The sequence below is a fragment of the Escherichia sp. E4385 genome (assembly GCF_963883145.1).
In the GTDB taxonomy this organism is placed as follows: Bacteria; Pseudomonadota; Gammaproteobacteria; order Enterobacterales; family Enterobacteriaceae; genus Escherichia.
Window position 1 is genome coordinate 147,055 of the sequence record NZ_CAWOOJ010000013.1, and the last position, 18,937, is coordinate 165,991.

General features: G+C 50.4%; 16 protein-coding genes. 6 read left to right on the forward strand and 10 right to left on the reverse strand.

Annotated elements, in window-relative coordinates; all coding sequences use genetic code 11:
- Position 1 precedes the first annotated feature (1 nt).
- From AACS80_RS12800 to yeiP, 9 genes are all read right to left on the reverse strand, one after another.
- The gene (locus AACS80_RS12800; RefSeq protein WP_135410176.1) at positions 2–1,027 is read right to left on the reverse strand and encodes an ABC transporter permease; all 1,026 of its coding nucleotides are present in this window, start codon (positions 1,025–1,027) and stop codon (positions 2–4) included.
- Complete coding sequence (locus tag AACS80_RS12805) at positions 1,027–2,121, reverse strand: microcin C ABC transporter permease YejB (RefSeq protein ID WP_130260507.1); 1,095 nt, start codon at positions 2,119–2,121, stop codon at positions 1,027–1,029. Before AACS80_RS12805 ends, AACS80_RS12800 begins: the two co-directional genes overlap by 1 nt.
- On the reverse strand, positions 2,122–3,936 hold the full coding sequence (locus AACS80_RS12810) for an extracellular solute-binding protein (RefSeq protein ID WP_138183813.1): 1,815 nt from the start codon (positions 3,934–3,936) through the stop codon (positions 2,122–2,124).
- Between the two features lie 81 nt (positions 3,937–4,017).
- Positions 4,018–5,574 (reverse strand): cyclic di-GMP phosphodiesterase, encoded by a 1,557-nt coding sequence (locus AACS80_RS12815; protein WP_130207104.1) that lies wholly within the window; start codon positions 5,572–5,574, stop codon positions 4,018–4,020.
- Positions 5,575–5,756: 182 nt separating this feature from the next.
- On the reverse strand, positions 5,757–6,323 hold the full coding sequence (mepS, locus tag AACS80_RS12820; RefSeq protein WP_000241011.1) for a bifunctional murein DD-endopeptidase/murein LD-carboxypeptidase: 567 nt from the start codon (positions 6,321–6,323) through the stop codon (positions 5,757–5,759).
- 421 nt (positions 6,324–6,744) lie between these two features.
- Positions 6,745–7,449: a Kdo(2)-lipid A phosphotransferase gene (lpxT, locus tag AACS80_RS12825; protein WP_130207102.1), complete on the reverse strand. Its 705-nt coding sequence runs from the start codon at positions 7,447–7,449 to the stop codon at positions 6,745–6,747.
- Positions 7,450–7,487: 38 nt separating this feature from the next.
- On the reverse strand, positions 7,488–8,474 hold the full coding sequence (gene yeiR / locus AACS80_RS12830; RefSeq protein WP_135410175.1) for a zinc-binding GTPase YeiR: 987 nt from the start codon (positions 8,472–8,474) through the stop codon (positions 7,488–7,490).
- 118 nt (positions 8,475–8,592) lie between these two features.
- On the reverse strand, positions 8,593–10,059 hold the full coding sequence (locus AACS80_RS12835) for a mannitol dehydrogenase family protein (RefSeq protein ID WP_130207098.1): 1,467 nt from the start codon (positions 10,057–10,059) through the stop codon (positions 8,593–8,595).
- Positions 10,060–10,280: 221 nt separating this feature from the next.
- On the reverse strand, positions 10,281–10,853 hold the full coding sequence (gene yeiP, locus AACS80_RS12840) for an elongation factor P-like protein YeiP (protein WP_001136827.1): 573 nt from the start codon (positions 10,851–10,853) through the stop codon (positions 10,281–10,283).
- Positions 10,854–11,007: 154 nt separating this feature from the next.
- Here yeiP and AACS80_RS12845 point away from each other — a divergent pair, with 154 nt between their 5' ends.
- Positions 11,008–11,262: a YkgJ family cysteine cluster protein gene (locus tag AACS80_RS12845; protein ID WP_064526801.1), complete on the forward strand. Its 255-nt coding sequence runs from the start codon at positions 11,008–11,010 to the stop codon at positions 11,260–11,262.
- Here the strand turns inward: AACS80_RS12845 and setB are convergent.
- Positions 11,259–12,440 (reverse strand): sugar efflux transporter SetB, encoded by a 1,182-nt coding sequence (gene setB / locus AACS80_RS12850; RefSeq protein ID WP_138183814.1) that lies wholly within the window; start codon positions 12,438–12,440, stop codon positions 11,259–11,261. The genes AACS80_RS12845 and setB overlap by 4 nt on opposite strands.
- A 367-nt stretch (positions 12,441–12,807) precedes the next feature.
- Here setB and fruB point away from each other — a divergent pair, with 367 nt between their 5' ends.
- The 5 genes from fruB to psuG all read left to right on the forward strand — a co-directional run bounded on the left by fruB (position 12,808) and on the right by psuG (position 18,874).
- On the forward strand, positions 12,808–13,938 hold the full coding sequence (gene fruB, locus AACS80_RS12855) for a fused PTS fructose transporter subunit IIA/HPr protein (RefSeq protein ID WP_130207094.1): 1,131 nt from the start codon (positions 12,808–12,810) through the stop codon (positions 13,936–13,938).
- Positions 13,938–14,876 carry a 1-phosphofructokinase gene (gene fruK, locus AACS80_RS12860; RefSeq protein WP_000091270.1) on the forward strand — a complete coding sequence of 313 codons (939 nt, stop codon included), beginning with the start codon at positions 13,938–13,940 and terminating at the stop codon, positions 14,874–14,876. Before fruB ends, fruK begins: the two co-directional genes overlap by 1 nt.
- A gap of 16 nt (positions 14,877–14,892) precedes the next feature.
- Positions 14,893–16,584, forward strand: coding sequence for a PTS fructose transporter subunit IIBC (gene fruA, locus AACS80_RS12865; RefSeq protein ID WP_130260502.1), 1,692 nt, complete (start codon positions 14,893–14,895; stop codon positions 16,582–16,584).
- A 422-nt stretch (positions 16,585–17,006) separates the two neighbouring features.
- A complete protein-coding gene (locus tag AACS80_RS12870) occupies positions 17,007–17,948 on the forward strand; it encodes a pseudouridine kinase (protein WP_130217116.1) in 942 nt (313 codons plus the stop codon).
- The gene (gene psuG, locus AACS80_RS12875; protein ID WP_130217118.1) at positions 17,936–18,874 is read left to right on the forward strand and encodes a pseudouridine-5'-phosphate glycosidase; all 939 of its coding nucleotides are present in this window, start codon (positions 17,936–17,938) and stop codon (positions 18,872–18,874) included. Before AACS80_RS12870 ends, psuG begins: the two co-directional genes overlap by 13 nt.
- Positions 18,875–18,937 lie beyond the last annotated feature (63 nt).

An 18,937-nucleotide genomic window follows, 5' to 3' on the forward strand; every position in this document is an offset into this window, starting at 1 on the left:
GTTACACCGCCTTATTAGGATCAAATGCGTCGCGGACGGCTTCACCAATAAAGATCAGCAAAGACAACAATATCGCCACCGACAAGAAGGCAGTGATCCCAAGCCACGGAGCCTGAAGGTTATTTTTCCCTTGTAGCAGCAGTTCGCCGAGTGATGGTGAACCGAGCGGCAGACCGAAGCCGAGGAAATCGAGCGAGGTTAGGGTGGTTATCGAACTACATAAAATAAACGGTAAAAAGGTGAGAGTAGCGACCATGGCATTCGGCAACATATGACGCAGGATGATACTGCGATCGCTGACGCCAAGCGCCTGCGCTGCGCGGATGTAGTCGAAATTACGGGTACGTAAAAACTCAGCCCGCACCACGCCGACCAGACTCATCCAGCCAAATAAGACAGTAATTGCCAGCAGCCACCAGAAGTTAGGCTGTACGACGCTGGAAAGTAAAATAATCAAAAACAGCGTCGGCATCCCCGACCATACTTCAATAAAGCGTTGCCCCCAGAGATCCACTTTCCCACCGTAATAGCCTTGCAGCGCCCCCGCCAGCACGCCCATTACGCTGGAGCAGAGTGTCAACATCAGACCAAACAGAACCGAGATCCGCGTGCCATACAGAATGCGCGCCAGCACATCGCCACCGTTGGCATCCGTTCCCAGCCAGTTTTGCCAGGAAGGTGGGGAGGGGAAGGGCTTGTCAGTGGAAAAGTTGATACTGGTAGCGCCAAAGCGAATCGGCGCCCATAGTACCCAGCCTTTATCTTCCAGCCGTTGTTTCAGCCACGGGTCCTGATAATCAGCCTGACTTGCCAGCGGGCCGCCAAAATCACTCTCACTGTAGTTTTTCAGCAACGGGAAATACCAGCTGCCGTCATAACGTACCAGCAATGGCTTATCGTTGGCGATCAGTTCAGAACACAAACTCAAACCAAACAAGATGAGGAAAATCCATAACGACCAGTAGCCGCGGCGATTATGACGAAAACGTGCCCAACGGGCCTGATTGACGGGGCTGAGTCGCGACATTAGCGTCCCTCAAAATCAATACGAGGATCGACCAGCGTATAGCTGATATCACTGACAATATTCAGCAGCAGGCCAATCAGGGTGAAAATGTACAGGGTGCCAAACATCACCGGATAATCGCGCGAGACGGTCGCTTCGTAGCCCAGTAAACCGAGGCCATTGAGCGAAAACATCACTTCAATTAACAGAGAGCCGGTGAAAAACATGCTGATAAACGTCGCCGGAAAACCGGCAATCACCAGCAGCATGGCGTTGCGGAACACATGTTTCCAGAGAATATTTTTTTCGCTTACCCCTTTCGCACGCGCGGTCACCACGTATTGCTTACGCACTTCATCAAGGAATGAGTTTTTTGTCAGCATGGTCAGCGCCGCAAAGCCGCCAATCACCGTAGCCAGCACCGGCAGCGTGATATGCCACAGATAATCGGTGATTTTCTGATACCACGGCAGCGAATCAAAGTTAGCGGAAACCAGGCCGCGTAGAGGGAACAGGTCGAAATAGCTGCCGCCCGCGAAGAAGACAATCAGCAGGATGGCGAACAAAAAGGCTGGAATGGCGTAGCCGATGATGATAAATGCGCTGCTCCAGACATCAAAGCGGCTGCCGTTATAAACGGCTTTGCGAATACCCAGCGGAATCGACACCAGATAGATAATCAGCGTGCTCCACAATCCGAGGGTGATGGAAACAGGCAGACTGTCTTTAATCAGCGCCAGCACCGAGGCGCTGCGAAACAGGCTGTCGCCAAAATCAAAGCGAATGTAGTCCCAAAGCATTTTGAAGTAACGTTCGTGGATCGGCTTATCGAAACCGTAGCGATGCGTGATCTCAGCGATCACTTCGGGATCTAACCCGCGTCCGCCACGGTAATTACTGTCGCTGATATTGCCGACGCCCGTTTGCGCATGGCTGGCACGAACGCCTTCGCCGCCTGCGCCGGGTAATACTCCGGCATTACCAAACTCAATGGCGGCGATGGCCTGGTCGACGGGGCCGCCAGGCGCAATTTGCACGATGAAAAAGTTGATGGTGATAATCGCCCATAATGTTGGGATCACCAGCAACAGACGGCGAATCAGGTAAGCGCCCATCTACTCTCCCTGTTTGCTGGCGGACGGCAGTTTGGCCGCTTTATTGACGTCATACCACCAGGTATCGATACCGAGGCTATAGATGGGGCGCACGGCTGGCTGGGAGAATTTATCCCACCAGGCGAGACGGTCTTCCGCCATGTACCACATCGGCAACATGTAATAATTCCACGTTAATACGCGATCCAGGGCGCGCCCCAGAGGCAGCAATTTTTCTTTATTTCCCTGGGCGGCAATAATTTGGTTAATTAGCGAGTCGATAACCGGGCTTTGCACGCCGGGGGCATTATAAGTGGAGTTGATATATTCCGATGACCAGGAAATCTGTAAATCGGAACTGGGCCACGGCATCGCCCGCCACACGCGCGGCATCATGTCATAGTCGCGGCTGCGCATTCGGTTGGTGATTTGCGAGTTATCCACCTTGCGAATGTCCATGTTGATACCCAGCCGTTGCAGGCTATGTTGGAACGGCAATACCCACTGACTATTGCTGCTTGCAGGAAGCAATAATTCAAAGCTGAGTGGCTGGCCTGTGGTGGCATTAACGCGTTGCTGACCTTTCAGCACCCAGCCTGCATCGTTGAGAAGTTTGTCGGCTTTTAACAGGTTGTCACGGTCGTAGCCATCGCCTTTGGACACTGGTGGCTGGTAGATTTGCGTGAACACTTCTGGCGGTAGATCTTTTTTCATTGGCGCCAGAAGCACCAGCTCAGCGGCGTCGGGGTAATTTCTGGCCGCGTATTCGGTATTCTGAAAATAACTGTTCGTGCGACTCCAGGCATTGTAAAACAACGCCTTATTCATCCATTCAAAGTCAAAGGCGAGAGTGATCGCTTCCCGGACCCGGCGATCGCTGAATACCGGTCGTTGAATATTAAACGCCAGCCAGCGCGTATCCTGGGCTGATTCGTTCTTTTGCTCATCTTTGATGATGTATTTTTTATCGAAATTCTTACCGGTATAGCGCGTAGCCCAGTTTTTGGCGTCGTTTTCCATGCGTAAATCAAAGGCGCCAGCTTTAAACGCTTCGAAGGCAACATTATCGTCGAGATAATAATCGTAGCGTATGGTATCGAAATTCCAGCGACCACGATTTACCGGTAAATCGGCCGCCCAGTAATCTTTAACGCGAGAATAGACAATATTCTGGCCCATTTTCCAGGATGTAATGCGGTACGGACCACTGGCCAGCGGAGGCGTAGAGAGCGGGTCGCTAAGTTTATGATCCTTCCAGTATTTCTCAGGAAACACGGGGAGTGAAAACAGACTCAGCATATCTTCTTTGCCTGGTTTGGCTAATTCAATACGCACGGTTAATGGCGATATGGCTTTGACCGTTGTGCCTTTGTATACCAGGCGAAACTGCGGCACGCCCTCGGTCATAAATTTTTGAAAAGTAAACTCAACGTCGCGCGCGGTAATCGGCGAACCATCATGAAAACGGGCGCGCGGATTGATAGCGACTTCTACCCAAGAATAATCGTCAGCATAGCGTGCGCTTTCGGCAATCAGCGGGTAATAACTGCCGGGTTCGTCATCGGAAGTGGTAAATAGCGTGTCGTACAGTTGCTCGGTGCGTGCGCCGGGGTTTCCGCGTAGTGCATAGCGGTTAAAATTATCGAAGGTACCAATGGAGGATAACGTTATTTGCCCGCCCTTCGGCGCAGCAGGATTCACATAATCAAAATGGTTGAAATTAAAAGCATACCGGGGTTCTCCCAGCACCGCAAAGGCATAGCTTTCCTTGATAGCTTGCGCCTGCGCACCGAAGGTGAACAGGGTGATAAACAGCAGCAGTATGCGCACAATCATCTGCAACGGATTTCCTTTTACTCATCATTAGCCGCAATCCGGCATGCTTCAACTATGAATAATAAGGGACACAAGCACACCTTACCACTGCGGCGTATGCGGTTTCTCCAGCCAGCGGACAAAATCATCTATCGGTAAGGGACGGCTAATCCAATAGCCTTGCAGGAAATTAACACCGCGCTCACGTAGCCAGCGCGCCTGTTCCGGTGTTTCGACACCTTCAGCAACCGTCAGCATATTGAGACGTTTCGCCAGCGTGAGCACCGCGTCAAGCACCGGAGATGTGACCGTTTCCGTACCTATAGCATTGATAAACCCACGGTCAATTTTCAGATACTCGAGCGTGAAGCGTTCCAGATAGATAAGCGCACTGTGTCCGGTGCCGAAGTCATCAATAGCAATTTCCACGCCGACAGAGTGCAGCCAGGCGAACAGTTTTGTGGCCTCATGCTCTTTCAGCATATCGCGCTCGGTTATCTCCAGTACAATCTGGAAATGGTGCGCGGGTAGGGAGGCGAGCAGCCGATGTATATCCGCTTTAAAGCTCTCGCTGTGCAGATGTTCCGGTGCGATATTAATGCCAAACTTTATGCCCACCGGCAGTACGTTTTGTAATTCAGCCGCATCACGGGCTATAAGCTCAAACAGATGCTGGGTCAGCGGCACGATCATCTTTTGCGATTCGGCATATTGAATGAAGGCATCCGGCGGGATTTCACCTGCAACAGGATGACGCCAGCGTAGCAGCACTTCCAGGCCCGTGACCCGCAGCGTTGGCGTATCAACCACCGGTTGATACACCAGGTAAAATTGCTCACGTTTGATAGCAGCCATAATTTCTCTGCCAGGGCGCATACGCACACTCATCAGGTAATAGCAGAGCAGGCCAACGACCGTTCCACTCATACCGCCCAGTAAAAACGCATACCACACATCGTTCCATGTCCAGTCATCAGCATAAAGACGCACAGTCAGCGGAATGCCTGTTATTTTGGTTTCGCGTACGGGTTTGCCGGATAACTCACGGACGTTCATCAAATGCGACGAAAATGTCGAAAGCACGGTATCGCCAATAATGAGTGCGATTCCGTCGAAATCTTGCTGACGAGAGCTATAGAGAAGATATGGCGTCAGGTGCAAGTTTAATGCTGCAAAAACGCCGCTATTTTTCAATAAAGGGTTGCGATACCAGATGACGATAGCGGGTTTGTTGGGCACCATTGGCGTGCCTGGCAACATCGCCATATCGACGTCTTTGTTAATATCGAGCGCCGGGATCAACTCATTGAGCGGTATATCCATTTCCCCCGTCGCTGATGAACAAAAGCTCTTTTTATCCTTCACCAGCACAAATGTGCGAACATTCATGCTAAACGCCGCGCGGGCAGTTAGTTCAGGGTTAGCCTGCTGACAGGTATCTAAGGTGAGCGGCTGTAGGCGGTCAGTGGTTAATTTCAGGTCGGCGAAGTAGGTATCGAGATACTTTTGTACGTCGGTAATCAGTGTGTCGTATTTGACTTCGTGTTTATGCCAGGCAACCAAAAACTGAAGACAGCTGACCAGTATTGCAATCATCACGCCCGCAATAATGCAGGTAAGCAGGATCTTACGTCCGGAAGAGGGAGCGCGTATGAACATGGTTCCGTTAATATTCCCGAGATTACGACAACGCTGAAGTGGAAGAGAATGACGGGACTATAGCCTGGTTCAAGGCACGGAAACATCATTTTCTATGATGAATGAAAACAAAAAAGCACTGCTTAAGCAGTGCCTTCAGTTAACTCGTCAGGATAGCCAAGGGATTGCATCCAAACGGTTTATTAGCTGCGGCTAAGAACCCGACGTGCTTCGTTGTAACGCTTTTTCCAGTACGGCTCATTCATGCTGGAAATAATAACACCACTGCTGGTGGAAGCATGAACGAACTGATTGTTGCCGATATAAATACCGACATGGCGTCCAGTTGAACCAGCACGGAACAGAACTAAGTCACCTGTACGCAAATTACTGCGGGAAACTGACTTGCCCATTTCCTGCTGTTCATAAGTTGAACGAGGAAGTTCTAAGCCAAATTGTTCGCGGAATGTACGCTGTACGAAACCAGAACAATCGATACCTTTTTTAGTGCTGCCACCCAGACGATAACGTACGCCTTTCCAGTCAGCATACTGATCCATAATTCGCGATTTTACGTCGACATTACGAACCAGATTTTCAAATTCATCCTGAGAAGCTTGCAGTGATGATGTTTCACTACCCACTGCACGTGTCTCAGGATGCATATTCTTTGCGGTGTTATTTGCACTACATGCAGAAAGCAGAACCGCTACTGCAATCGCGGGAATCCCGCGCAAGATATATCTCAAAATCGGTTGAGATTTGACCATGTTGTTTGTTTTCCCTTGAAGTCCTTAACGACAAATATCGTTATAAAAAAATGCCAAGCGACACGAGACTAATTACCTGGGCACGTTGAAACAATTCCTTAAGGCCAAATCTGTGGACTAACGCACAAAATTATATGCTGTGAGGATAATCTACCGCCGAGGCAAAACGTGTTCGAGATTACCCGATTGACGCGGTCTTGGCGAGCGGTTTTACATGATTTTTTATAAGAAAAAGTGATACAGAAAGTTAATAAACGGGATTGGTCAATTAAAGCACTGTTGTCTAAAAGATGCGCAATCCATTCATTTGCTTAGAGAATGATCATTTCACTTAATGAACGAGAGCAAAGTCGCACATCATCAGGATTATCCCTACTATGAAAATAAACCTGATGATGTTAATTACTGTGAGTTATTTGTTTTATGAATGTTTATTTTTTCCAGGCAGTGATTTGTCAAAAAAGGCGATTAATTGATCACTTAAAGGTGTCATTAGCCACCAGGGCAACCCAATCAATATCACCGTCATGGAACCGACAATGATATCGGTAAACCAATGTGCGCCAATCATCACTCTGGGAAATGCAAAAACCACAAATATAATAAGGGCGATTACTCCTGCGACTTTTCCGAAATATCGCCACATAAAAGCGGAAAAAATAAGCAGCATCATGCCATGATCGCCGGGAAAACTATCTCGTGAGGCATCTTTCGTTGGAACAGATAGCAGTTCGCTGACGCGGTTAATATCTGTAAAGGTCAATGTCGGACTGGCCCGTTTTACCGGAATAAATGCCTGGCCCAACTGGTTTAATACCACTGCGGTTAACAGCATGACCAGACCAATAATCACAATACGCCGTCTGCCGGGTGCGTTTTCTTTCAGCCAGAAACTCAGCATCAGTATTCCCATTGCCAGCAGTGAACAACCGTCGAAGGCGCGATTATTAGTCAACGCAACCAGCCATAAAAGAGTCTTGCTTTCGACCAGTTTCTGATTAAAAAAATAAAAAATATCCGCGTCAATCGGCAACCAGAATCCATGATTGACGGGAATGTACCAGGAAAGAAACAGCGCGAGGCCGACAATATTTAACAGCACTATTTGCGGCAAATTTTTGATCATATTTTCTCTAATTATCTTACTGAAAAACGCAGGCAACCTTACGCGTTGGTCGCTAAACGAAGCTTCAACAGCGCGCTCTGTAAGGCGTTCCAGTCAGTTTCGTTGCTGGAAATCAGCTCAATGCGGCTATCTGGTGGTGCAACGTTTTGCGTTTCAATGTGCAGGTCATCGCCCTGACGGTTGATGCGCACAAGACCTTCTGGTATCCGCATCACGCCTTTTACGCGTCCGACCGGCGCAAGTCGCGCCCATTCCAGAATGCCAATGGTGTCGAACACGGTATCAGCGTCGAATATCCAACCGCAGGCCTGGTGTCCTTGTCCGCTATTCAGACTGCGACGCCAGCGTTGATGCTCTGGCAGGCTTAATGCCGCTAATCCTTTTTTCTCGTTATGTTGATGCGAATGGGCAGCGCTGGCGGGCAACTCAGTTAAATTTCGACGAGGTAAATCGAGAAGATGCCCCTCAATTTGCCCATGATCGCTGTGAATTAATTGCCGTTCGCCACCGTTTTGTTGCCACCAGTGTTGTAACGCTTGCTCGCTTTCTGGCGTAGCACGGTCGGATTTATTGGCGACAATGATGTCTGCGGCAGCCAGTTGATCACGGAAGTTTTCATTACCGACGCTTTTTTCGTCCAGCAGCAGGCGCGGATCGAGAATGCACAACGTGGCGCGCAGATCGATCCACGGTTCATAGACCGGCGCGGTTAACAGATCGAGGATCTGTTTCGGATGACCCAGTCCGGTCGGCTCTATCAGCAAGCGGTCTGGTTTTCCCTGGCGCAGTAAGGTATTCAACCCTACCTGCATGGGTAAACCATTAACGCAGCACATGCAGCCGCCGGGGATCTCTTTCAGCAAAGCACCGCTATCGGCGAGCAAAGCACCATCAATTCCGACTTCCCCAAATTCATTAACCAGAACCGCCCATTTTTCGTTGGGATCTTTGTGGGCTAGCAGATGAAGAATAGAGGTTGTTTTCCCGCTGCCGAGAAAACCGGTGATGAGGTTGGTCCTGGTCACAACGGCTCCGCAATAATCAGATGAGTTAACTGTGCGTTAATCCTGGCTAAAAAAGGCGGAAAAGAGAAGAGAGAGGGCGGACGAAGCGATGCTCCATCCGCTTTAACCGCAGAAATCGTTAAATTTTGAGGGTGTTTAATAGCGCCTGATGCGCGCCGAACTGCGCGATTTGTTGCCAGGCTTGTTCGATGGCCTGCACAAAATGCGGGTTATCTGGTAGGTCATCACCGAATACTTCACGCAAAGAAAGCAGGGCGGTGACGCGTTGTTCACTGCTACTGCCCGCAACGAGGTTGTGAATTTTATCGTAAAGCGGATCGCGGACATCGATAGCTTTTCCGGCATCATCTACGCCGCTCACATAGCGCATCCAACCTGCGACGCCTAATGCCAGTAACGGCCAGTTTGTTTCGCGAGCCAGATGGATGCGAATCCCTGCCAACATGCGTTGCGGTAATTTTTGACTGCCATCCATCGCGATTTGCCAGGTCTTATGTTTCAGCGCTGGATTGGCAAAACGTTCAATTAACGTATCCGCATAGTATGTTAAATCGACATCTTTAATCCGTAGCGTTGGCGCTTGCTCCTCCAGCATTAATGTTCTGGCGGCATGGCGAAATGCGCGGTCCTGCATGCAATCACTAATATGGGCGAATCCAGCCAGGTAGCCCAGATAAGCGAGAAAAGAGTGGCTGCCATTAAGCATGCGCAGTTTCATCTCTTCCCACGGCAGGACATCATCCACCATTTGTACACCTGCGATTTCCCAGGCTGGGCGCCCTGCGACGAAGTTATCTTCTACCACCCACTGGATAAACGGCTCGCAGCTAATTGCACAGGGATCATTCACGCCCAGATATTGGCTAATTTCTGCCAGTGATTCTTCCGTTGCTGCCGGGACAATGCGGTCGACCATGGTTCCCGGAAAGCTGACGTGTTCTTTTATCCACTCGGCAAGTTCTGGAGAGCGTTTTTCAGCCATCCCCAGCACCGCATTTTTCACCACATGACCATTGTCGGGAATATTATCGCAGGAAAGTACGGTAAACGGCGCAAGGCCACGTTCACGACGGCGTTTCAGCGCTTCGACAAGAATGCCTGGCGCGGAGTGAGGTTCTTCCGGGCTTTGTAAGTCATGAATAATCCGCGAATTATTGGTATCGAGCGCACCGGTGGCCGGGTCGATACAATAACCTTTTTCGGTAATGGTCAGGGACACAATTGCCACCTGCGGTTCGCAAAACTTCTCAATAATCGCCGCTAAGGAATCCAGTTTTGCATTCAGGCATTCATGAACGGCCCCGACAATAATCGCCTGATTGCCGTCTGCGCCTTTCTCCAACACGGTATATAAATGATCCTGTTCGCGAAGTTGGCTCATTAGCCGATCGCCGCTGAACAAACTGATTTCACAGATCCCCCAATCGCTGCTCTGGGCATTCAGCACACGGTCGGTCAGTAACGCCTGATGTGCGCGGTGAAAGGCTCCAAAGCCAAAATGAACGATACGGGATTTCAATTGCTGGCGATCGTAACGTGGAGTGTGAATGTGAGGCGGGAACGTAGTGGAGGCAATTGTGTTCATAGAAGTCACGTCTTAGTAACGATTGATTAACAACGCTAGTGTAAAGTTATATGACAGCAATTGAAATTGGTCTGGATTGTTAATGCGATGAAGTGTGAGGACGATCAATTTACAAGTGAATATTGCAGGCGAAAGGTGTTCAGGAGGCGCAAAATGAAGGATTGGTATAATAAATTAAAAAGGGACAGTCTGAGCTGTCCCTTTTCTGAATGTGGCTGAAGTTAGTCAGCACGCCCCATATAACGGCGTTCTTCGATATGGATACGAATTTTTTCGCCCGGGCTTAAGTATTCTGGTACCTGAATCACCAGGCCGGTGCTCAAGGTCGCCGGTTTGTTACGGGCACTGGCAGAAGCGCCTTTGATGCCAGGAGCGGTTTCAACGATTTCCAGATCAACGGTCTGCGGCAGTTCAAGCGCCAGCAGTTGACCGTCCCAGGTCAGAACCTGCATGTCTGGCATGCCGCCTTCCGGCATAAACAGCAGTTCTTCTTCAATCTGATCTTTGGTGAAGGTATACGGGGTATAGTCTTCTTTATCCATAAAGACATATTCGTTGCCATCGACGTAGGAGAAGTCAACGTAGCGGCGGGTCAGCGTCACGGTATCAACGATATCATCGCCTTTAAAGCGTTCTTCCACTTTCAGCCCGGTACGGACGTCTGAAAAACGCATTTTGTACAGCGTAGCGGCACCGCGGGCGGTAGGCGACTGAATATCAATGTCCTTAACCAGCAGCAGTTTGCCGTTGTAATTCAGTACCATACCTTTTTTAATTTCGTTCGCTCTTGGCATCGAAAAATTCCTGTTGTCGAAAATGTCAAAAATATCGCGACAAACTACTCGCGACGGGCCTTTCAGGCAAGTGGTATTCGCACTTTTGCTGGTGCCAAAAAGGTGGTAATGTGCGCGCTCCTCAATCCGGTGGTTAACCTTAAGAGAACAACGTATGGAATGCCGTCCGGGTTGCGGGGCGTGTTGCACCGCCCCCTCAATCTCCAGTCCTATTCCCGGTATGCCAGATGGCAAGCCCGCCAATACGCCCTGCATTCAGCTTGATGAACAGCAACGCTGTAAAATTTTCACATCTCCACTGCGGCCGAAAGTTTGCGCAGGCTTGCAGGCCAGTGCTGAAATGTGCGGTAACACGCGTCAGCAGGCCATGACCTGGCTTATCGATCTGGAAATGTTGACCGCGCCTTAAACATCTTTAATCCGCAGCAAGCAAAACAGGGTGGCGATAACCATCACCATCGCAAACCAGAACACCGCGTGATAATTCCAGATCTCGGCGACGATGCCCGCCACTGAACCAGCGATGATCCAGCCCACGCGCGACGTATTGGTATAGAGCGTGGTGGCTGAACCTGCCTGACCGGGCATAAGGTCCTGGAAATAGAGCATCCCGATACCGCCCAGAATGCCGATAAAAATAGCATTCAGCAGCTGTAAGCCCAACAGAATGACAGGTGAATGTGCCATCAGCATACCTGCGTAAAAACAGATGCCACCTACGGCGGCAACGCGCATTAAGAAGCGCTTACCCAGACGTTTGGCAAAATATCCGGCAATCAACATGGTCGGAATTTCCAGCCCGGCTGCGGTTCCCATCATCACGCCCGCCAGTTTCTCAGGAAGATGCAGTTCGTTGATAATAAACAGTGGCATGTTGATGATATACAGACTGTTCGAGCCCCACATCAATGTACAAATCACAAACAACAGCAGTGTATCGCGACGATTACGGCGAGGCGCTTCAACCGTGTCAGTTGCTTGCGGCACCTCTTTTTGCATCGACGGTAAAAACAACCACACCATCACACCGCAGACAATAAACGCCACCGCCGCGCTGAGATACATTACCGTAAAGCTGAATCCCATCGCTAAGGCATACGCCAGCGGCGGGCCAATGACCCACGCTAACGATACCTGGGCGCGTAATAAAGAGCTGAACATCACCGCTTCACGCCCGGTTTTGTCGGCATGTTCACGAGCAAGAGCAAACATTTGCGGGTTGGCGGTAGAACCAAAGCTGCTTAAAAAAACGCCCACGAATAACAAAACAAAGTAGTTGCGATTCCAGGCAAAAAGGGTACAGGCCAGCATGCCTAACAGGCAGCAAAAGACAATCAGCGATTTACGATCGCCGCGTTTATCAGAGCGTCCGGCGAGAAACTGACTGACCAGAATTCCGATAACGGCGCTGCCGGTAAAGAAGAATCCCACCATCGCAGGGCGCGCGTGCACTTCATCAGTGAGGAAAATACTTAGCGTCGGGGTTTGCAGGGCACCTGCAATACCGGTGAGAAAGGCAACAATTAAAAACGCCGCTGACGTCAGGTCAAACGATTTCGCGCTGGAAACTGCGGGGGAGTTATGCATGCTGGTCGATCAGTGAAAGATGAAGACGCGGAGTTTACGCTGCCTGTCAGAAAATAAACAGTCAGTGAAATCAAACTCGCTACGAATAATCAAAATGGCATTTCACTCTTGCTGATCCTCAGCTGACGCCGTCGAAATGCTAATGCTGATGGCTAATTTCACTGTCAGCATTTCAGATTTTTGGCAAAAAAATGTGCAGCACATCAAACTTTTGGACATAATTTAGCGGCTTCCCTTGCGTGCTGAAGAAGAAGTATTATTCTTGATTGAAACGTTTCAGCGCGATCTTGTCTTTAATCCTAAGCCAGGTTGGCGCTTTTTTTCTCATAGAAGCTGAATCGTTTCAATTCAGCAAGAGAGGAGAACTATGTTCCAGTTATCCGTACAGGACATCCATCCGGGCGAAAAGGCCGGAGACAAAGAAGAGGCTATTCGCAAGGTCGCCGCGGCGCTGGTGCAAGCCGGTAATGTCGCGGAAGGCTACGTCAATGGCATGCTGGCGCGCGAACAGCAAACCTCAACCTTTCTCGGCAACGGGATTGCTATTCCACACGGTACTACCGACACCCGCGATCAGGTACTGAAAACCGGCGTTCAGGTATTTCAGTTCCCGGAAGGTGTGACATGGGGTGAAGGTCAAGTCGCGTACGTGGCTATCGGTATTGCCGCCAGCTCCGATGAACATCTGGGCTTGCTGCGCCAACTAACCCATGTACTGAGCGATGATTCCGTTGCTGAACAACTGAAGTCAGCAACAACAGCAGAAGAACTTCGCGCATTGCTGATGGGCGAAAAGCAGAGTGAGCAGCTGAAGCTTGATAACGAAATGCTGACACTGGATATCGTTGCCAGTGATTTGCTGACCCTGCAAGCGTTAAACGCCGCTCGTCTGAAAGAAGCGGGCGCAGTTGACGCTACCTTCGTCACCAAAGCCATCAACGAGCAGCCATTAAATCTCGGGCAAGGCATCTGGCTGAGCGATAGCGCCGAAGGTAATCTGCGTAGCGCGATTGCGGTAAGCCGTGCGGCAAATGCTTTTGATGTGGACGGCGAAACGGCTGCCATGCTGGTGAGTGTGGCGATGAATGACGATCAGCCCGTCGCGGTTCTTAAGCGTCTCGCCGATTTGCTGCTCGACAATAAAGCTGACCGCTTGCTGAAAGCAGATGCGGCAACGCTGCTGGCACTGCTGACCAGCGATGATGCGCCGACCGACGACGTGTTAAGCGCGGAGTTTGTGGTGCGCAATGAACACGGCCTGCATGCCCGTCCAGGCACCATGTTGGTCAATACCATTAAACAATTTAACAGTGATATTACCGTGACAAACCTTGATGGCACCGGCAAACCGGCAAACGGACGTAGTCTGATGAAAGTTGTAGCACTTGGCGTTAAGAAAGGTCATCGCCTACGCTTTACCGCCCAGGGACCAGATGCTGAACAGGCGCTGAACGCCATTGGCGACGCCATCGCCGCAGGTCTTGGGGAGGGCGCGTAATGAGCAGACGTGTTGCTACGATCACCCTTAATCCGGCTTATGACCTTGTTGGTTTCTGCCCGGAAATTGAACGCGGCGAAGTGAACCTGGTGAAAACCACCGGTCTGCATGCGGCGGGTAAAGGTATCAACGTTGCCAAAGTTCTGAAAGATCTGGGTATTGATGTCACTGTTGGCGGCTTCCTCGGTAAAGATAACCAGGATGGGTTTCAGCAATTGTTCAGCGAGCTGGGCATTGCCAACCGTTTCCAGGTTGTACAGGGGCGCACCCGTATTAATGTCAAGTTGACGGAAAAAGACGGCGAAGTGACCGACCTCAACTTCTCGGGTTTTGAAGTCACTCCAGCCGACTGGGAACGCTTTGTGACGGATTCTCTGAGCTGGCTTGGTCAGTTCGATATGGTCTGTGTCAGCGGCAGTTTACCATCAGGCGTCAGCCCGGAAGCCTTCACCGACTGGATGACTCGCCTGCGTAGTCAGTGTCCTTGCATTATCTTTGATAGTAGTCGTGAAGCGTTAGTGGCAGGTTTGAAAGCGGCACCGTGGCTGGTGAAACCTAACCGCCGCGAGCTGGAAATCTGGGCTGGCCGTAAACTGCCTGAAATGAAAGATGTGATTGAAGCTGCGCATGCGCTGCGTGAACAAGGTATCGCGCATGTCGTTATTTCACTGGGTGCCGAAGGCGCGCTTTGGGTTAATGCCTCCGGCGAATGGATCGCCAAACCACCGTCAGTCGATGTCGTAAGCACCGTTGGCGCAGGGGATTCTATGGTTGGTGGCCTGATTTATGGCTTGCTGATGCGTGAATCCAGTGAACACACTCTGCGTCTGGCGACAGCTGTTGCTGCCCTGGCGGTAAGTCAAAGCAATGTGGGTATTACCGATCGTCCGCAGTTGGCCGCAATGATGGCGCGCGTCGACTTACAACCTTTTAACTGACAGCAGGAGAGGCATAATGAAAACGCTGCTGATTATTGACGCTAATCTCGGTCAGGCACGCGCCTATATGGCGAAGACCCTGCTGGGCGCGGCGGCGCGAAAAGCAAAACTGGAAATCATCGACAATCCGAACGACGCTGAAATGGCGATTGTTCTCGGTGATTCCATCCCGAACGACAGCGCGCTGAACGGTAAAAATGTCTGGCTGGGCGATATTTCCCGGGCAGTTGCGCACCCTGAGCTGTTCCTGAGTGAAGCCAAAGGCCATGCGAAACCTTACACTGCGCCGGTCGCTGCGACAGCACCGGTTGCTGCCAGTGGTCCGAAACGCGTAGTTGCGGTGACTGCTTGCCCGACCGGGGTGGCGCACACTTTTATGGCGGCAGAAGCCATTGAAACCGAAGCGAAAAAACGTGGCTGGTGGGTGAAAGTTGAAACTCGTGGCTCTGTTGGCGCGGGTAATGCCATCACCCCTGAAGAAGTGGCTGCGGCGGATCTGGTCATTGTGGCGGCAGATATTGAAGTCGATCTGGCGAAATTTGCTGGTAAACCGATGTATCGCACCTCTACCGGTCTGGCGCTGAAGAAAACCGCGCAGGAACTGGATAAAGCCGTTGCTGAAGCGACGCCTTACGAACCAGCAGGCAAAGCTCAAACGGCGGCGACTGAAGGCAAGAAAGAGAGTGCAGGCGCGTATCGTCACTTGCTGACGGGCGTTTCCTACATGTTGCCGATGGTGGTTGCTGGCGGTCTGTGTATCGCGCTTTCTTTTGCTTTTGGTATCGAAGCGTTTAAAGAGCCGGGTACGTTGGCAGCGGCGCTGATGCAGATTGGTGGCGGTTCAGCCTTTGCGCTGATGGTGCCGGTACTGGCAGGTTATATTGCCTTCTCTATTGCCGACCGTCCGGGCCTCACGCCTGGCCTGATTGGCGGTATGCTGGCGGTCAGTACTGGTTCTGGTTTCATTGGCGGTATTATTGCGGGCTTCCTGGCTGGTTACATTGCGAAGTTAATCAGTACGCAATTGAAACTGCCGCAGAGTATGGAGGCGCTGAAACCGATCCTGATCATTCCGCTGATTTCCAGTCTGGTGGTTGGTCTGGCGATGATCTACCTGATCGGTAAACCGGTTGCTGGCATCCTCGAAGCTCTGACTCACTGGCTGCAAACGATGGGGACTGCGAATGCGGTTCTGCTGGGCGCGATCCTTGGCGGCATGATGTGTACTGACATGGGCGGCCCGGTTAACAAAGCGGCATACGCGTTCGGTGTGGGTCTGCTGAGTACCCAAACCTATGGCCCAATGGCAGCGATTATGGCGGCAGGTATGGTGCCACCGCTGGCAATGGGGCTGGCAACGATGGTGGCGCGTCGCAAATTCGACAAAGCGCAGCAGGAAGGCGGCAAAGCAGCTCTGGTACTGGGACTGTGCTTTATTTCCGAAGGTGCAATTCCGTTTGCTGCCCGTGATCCGATGCGTGTGCTGCCGTGCTGTATCGTTGGTGGGGCGTTGACTGGTGCAATCTCTATGGCGATTGGTGCGAAACTGATGGCACCGCACGGTGGTCTGTTTGTTCTGCTGATCCCGGGCGCAATTACGCCGGTACTGGGTTACCTGGTGGCAATTATTGCCGGTACGCTGGTGGCGGGTTTGGCTTATGCCTTCCTGAAACGTCCGGAAGTGGACGCGGTAGCGAAAGCAGCGTAATAAAAGGTGTGTTACAGGGCAGAAATTTCCAGCCCTGTATCATGTGAAGATCGCAAGGTGATTGACCCGTTCTTGAGGGTAACTCTATGAATTTATCTATTTTATCTTTAAGTTGAAACCTGAAATCTTCATCAAACATTAACATTATTTCCTCAAGGGCAGATTAATTTCTGCCCTTTTTTATTGCTTCCGTTCTGTGCATCCCGTCACAAATTCTCCGTTTTTTTAATCCATGCATTTAATAGCGTTTTGTGAGCCTGTTCAAATCTGCCCATTTTGCCCATCTGGCGGCAATTTACTTTAAGTAAAACATGCATACTATGAGCACATGTTTAAATACGAACACATGTTTAAACGTTATTTGCAGTACCTATATTCTTGTGGATTGACAGAGTTGGTAATTTTTTACCAGGGGATGTGCTATGCGCGAAAAGGAATATGTCGTAATTATAGGTTCGGCGAATATTGATGTCGCCGGATATTCACATGAATCATTAAATTATGCGGATTCAAATCCAGGTAAAATAAAATTTACTCCTGGTGGGGTAGGGCGCAATATCGCGCAAAATCTGGCGTTACTGGGGAATAAAGTCTGGCTACTTAGCGCTGTAGGCAGTGATTTTTATGGTCAATCGCTCCTGACGCAAACCAATCAATCCGGTGTTTATGTCGAGAAATGCCTGATTGTGCCAGGGGAAAATACGTCGAGCTATTTATCATTGCTCGATAATACCGGTGAAATGTTGGTTGCTATAAATGACATGAATATTAGTAACTGTATTTCTGCGGAATATCTCGCACAGCACCGTGAATTTATCCAGGGAGCAAAGGTCATTGTCGCTGACTGTAATATCAGTGAAGAGGCGTTGGTCTGGATTCTGGATAATGCCGCCGACGTACCTGTATTTGTCGATCCAGTTTCGGCATGGAAATGTGTCAAAGTGCGCGACCGTCTAAGTCAGATCCACACCCTGAAGCCAAACCGCCTTGAAGCAGAAACCCTGAGCGGGATTGCGTTGTCAGGGCGTGAAGATGTCGCAAAAGTTGCCGCCTGGTTCCATCAACATGGCCTGAACCGCCTGGTACTGAGTATGGGCGGAGACGGCGTTTACTACAGTGAAATCGGCGGTGAAAACGGCTGGTCTGCACCGATTAAAACCAATGTCATTAATGTTACCGGAGCGGGCGATGCCATGATGGCAGGTCTTGCTTCGTGTTGGGTCGACGGTATGCCGTTTGCCGAATCTGTTCGTTTTGCACAGGGATGTTCGTCAATGGCGCTCTCCTGTGAATACACCAATAACCCCAATTTATCGATTGCCAACGTTATATCGTTAGTGGAGAACGCAGAATGTCTGAATTAAACATTTCCCCTGAATTATTACAAATTTCCCCGGAAGTTCAGGATGCTTTAAAAAGCAAAAAACCAGTAGTTGCGCTGGAATCGACTATTATCTCTCACGGTATGCCGTTTCCACAAAATGCCCAGACTGCAATTGAAGTGGAAGAAACTATTCGTAAACAGGGCGCTGTACCTGCCACTATCGCCATTATTGGTGGCGTCATGAAAGTGGGCTTAAGCAAAGAAGAAATTGAATTGCTGGGTCGTGAAGGACATAACGTAACCAAAGTTAGCCGTCGCGATTTACCTTTTGTTGTTGCCGCAGGAAAAAATGGCGCAACCACCGTTGCTTCAACGATGATTATTGCGGCGCTTGCCGGAATTAAAGTATTTGCCACCGGGGGAATTGGTGGTGTACATCGCGGGGCGGAACATACCTTCGATATTTCTGCCGATTTACAAGAACTGGCGCACACCAATGTCACCGTAGTTTGTGCCGGGGCGAAATCTATTCTCGATTTAGGCTTAACTACCGAATATTTAGAAACTTTCGGTGTACCGCTAATTGGCTATCAGACCAAAGCGCTGCCTGCGTTTTTCTGCCGGACCAGCCCGTTTGACGTCAGCATTCGTCTCGACAGTGCCACAGAAATTGCCCGCGCGATGGCGGTGAAATGGCAAAGCGGGCTGAACGGTGGCCTCGTGGTAGCGAACCCGATCCCGGAACAGTTTGCTATGCCGGAACACACTATCAATGCGGCGATCGATCAGGCGGTAGCTGAAGCTGAAGCGCAGGGTGTTATTGGTAAAGAAAGTACGCCGTTCTTGCTGGCGCGTGTTGCTGAACTGACCGGCGGCGACAGCCTGAAATCCAACATCCAGCTGGTGTTCAACAACGCCATTCTGGCGAGTGAAATTGCCAAAGAATACCAGCGTCTCGCGGGTTAATTTCCGACGGGCAGAAAGCCGTCGCCCGTACTGATCATACATACCGAAACCTGGCGCTGGCGC

Bases quoted from the DNA above. Each gene is read 5' to 3' on its own strand.
- fruB (WP_130207094.1), top strand. From the start codon at position 12,808: ATGTTCCAGTTATCCGTACAGGACATCCATCCGGGCGAAAAGGCCGGA.
- AACS80_RS12800 (WP_135410176.1), bottom strand. From the start codon at position 1,027: ATGTCGCGACTCAGCCCCGTCAATCAGGCCCGTTGGGCACGTTTTCGT.
- fruK (WP_000091270.1), top strand. From the start codon at position 13,938: ATGAGCAGACGTGTTGCTACGATCACCCTTAATCCGGCTTATGACCTT.
- AACS80_RS12845 (WP_064526801.1), top strand. From the start codon at position 11,008: ATGGAATGCCGTCCGGGTTGCGGGGCGTGTTGCACCGCCCCCTCAATC.
- yeiP (WP_001136827.1), bottom strand. From the start codon at position 10,853: ATGCCAAGAGCGAACGAAATTAAAAAAGGTATGGTACTGAATTACAAC.
- psuG (WP_130217118.1), top strand. From the start codon at position 17,936: ATGTCTGAATTAAACATTTCCCCTGAATTATTACAAATTTCCCCGGAA.
- lpxT (WP_130207102.1), bottom strand. From the start codon at position 7,449: ATGATCAAAAATTTGCCGCAAATAGTGCTGTTAAATATTGTCGGCCTC.
- setB (WP_138183814.1), bottom strand. From the start codon at position 12,440: ATGCATAACTCCCCCGCAGTTTCCAGCGCGAAATCGTTTGACCTGACG.
- AACS80_RS12810 (WP_138183813.1), bottom strand. From the start codon at position 3,936: ATGATTGTGCGCATACTGCTGCTGTTTATCACCCTGTTCACCTTCGGT.
- AACS80_RS12805 (WP_130260507.1), bottom strand. From the start codon at position 2,121: ATGGGCGCTTACCTGATTCGCCGTCTGTTGCTGGTGATCCCAACATTA.
- AACS80_RS12835 (WP_130207098.1), bottom strand. From the start codon at position 10,059: ATGAACACAATTGCCTCCACTACGTTCCCGCCTCACATTCACACTCCA.
- fruA (WP_130260502.1), top strand. From the start codon at position 14,893: ATGAAAACGCTGCTGATTATTGACGCTAATCTCGGTCAGGCACGCGCC.
- AACS80_RS12815 (WP_130207104.1), bottom strand. From the start codon at position 5,574: ATGTTCATACGCGCTCCCTCTTCCGGACGTAAGATCCTGCTTACCTGC.
- AACS80_RS12870 (WP_130217116.1), top strand. From the start codon at position 17,007: ATGCGCGAAAAGGAATATGTCGTAATTATAGGTTCGGCGAATATTGAT.
- mepS (WP_000241011.1), bottom strand. From the start codon at position 6,323: ATGGTCAAATCTCAACCGATTTTGAGATATATCTTGCGCGGGATTCCC.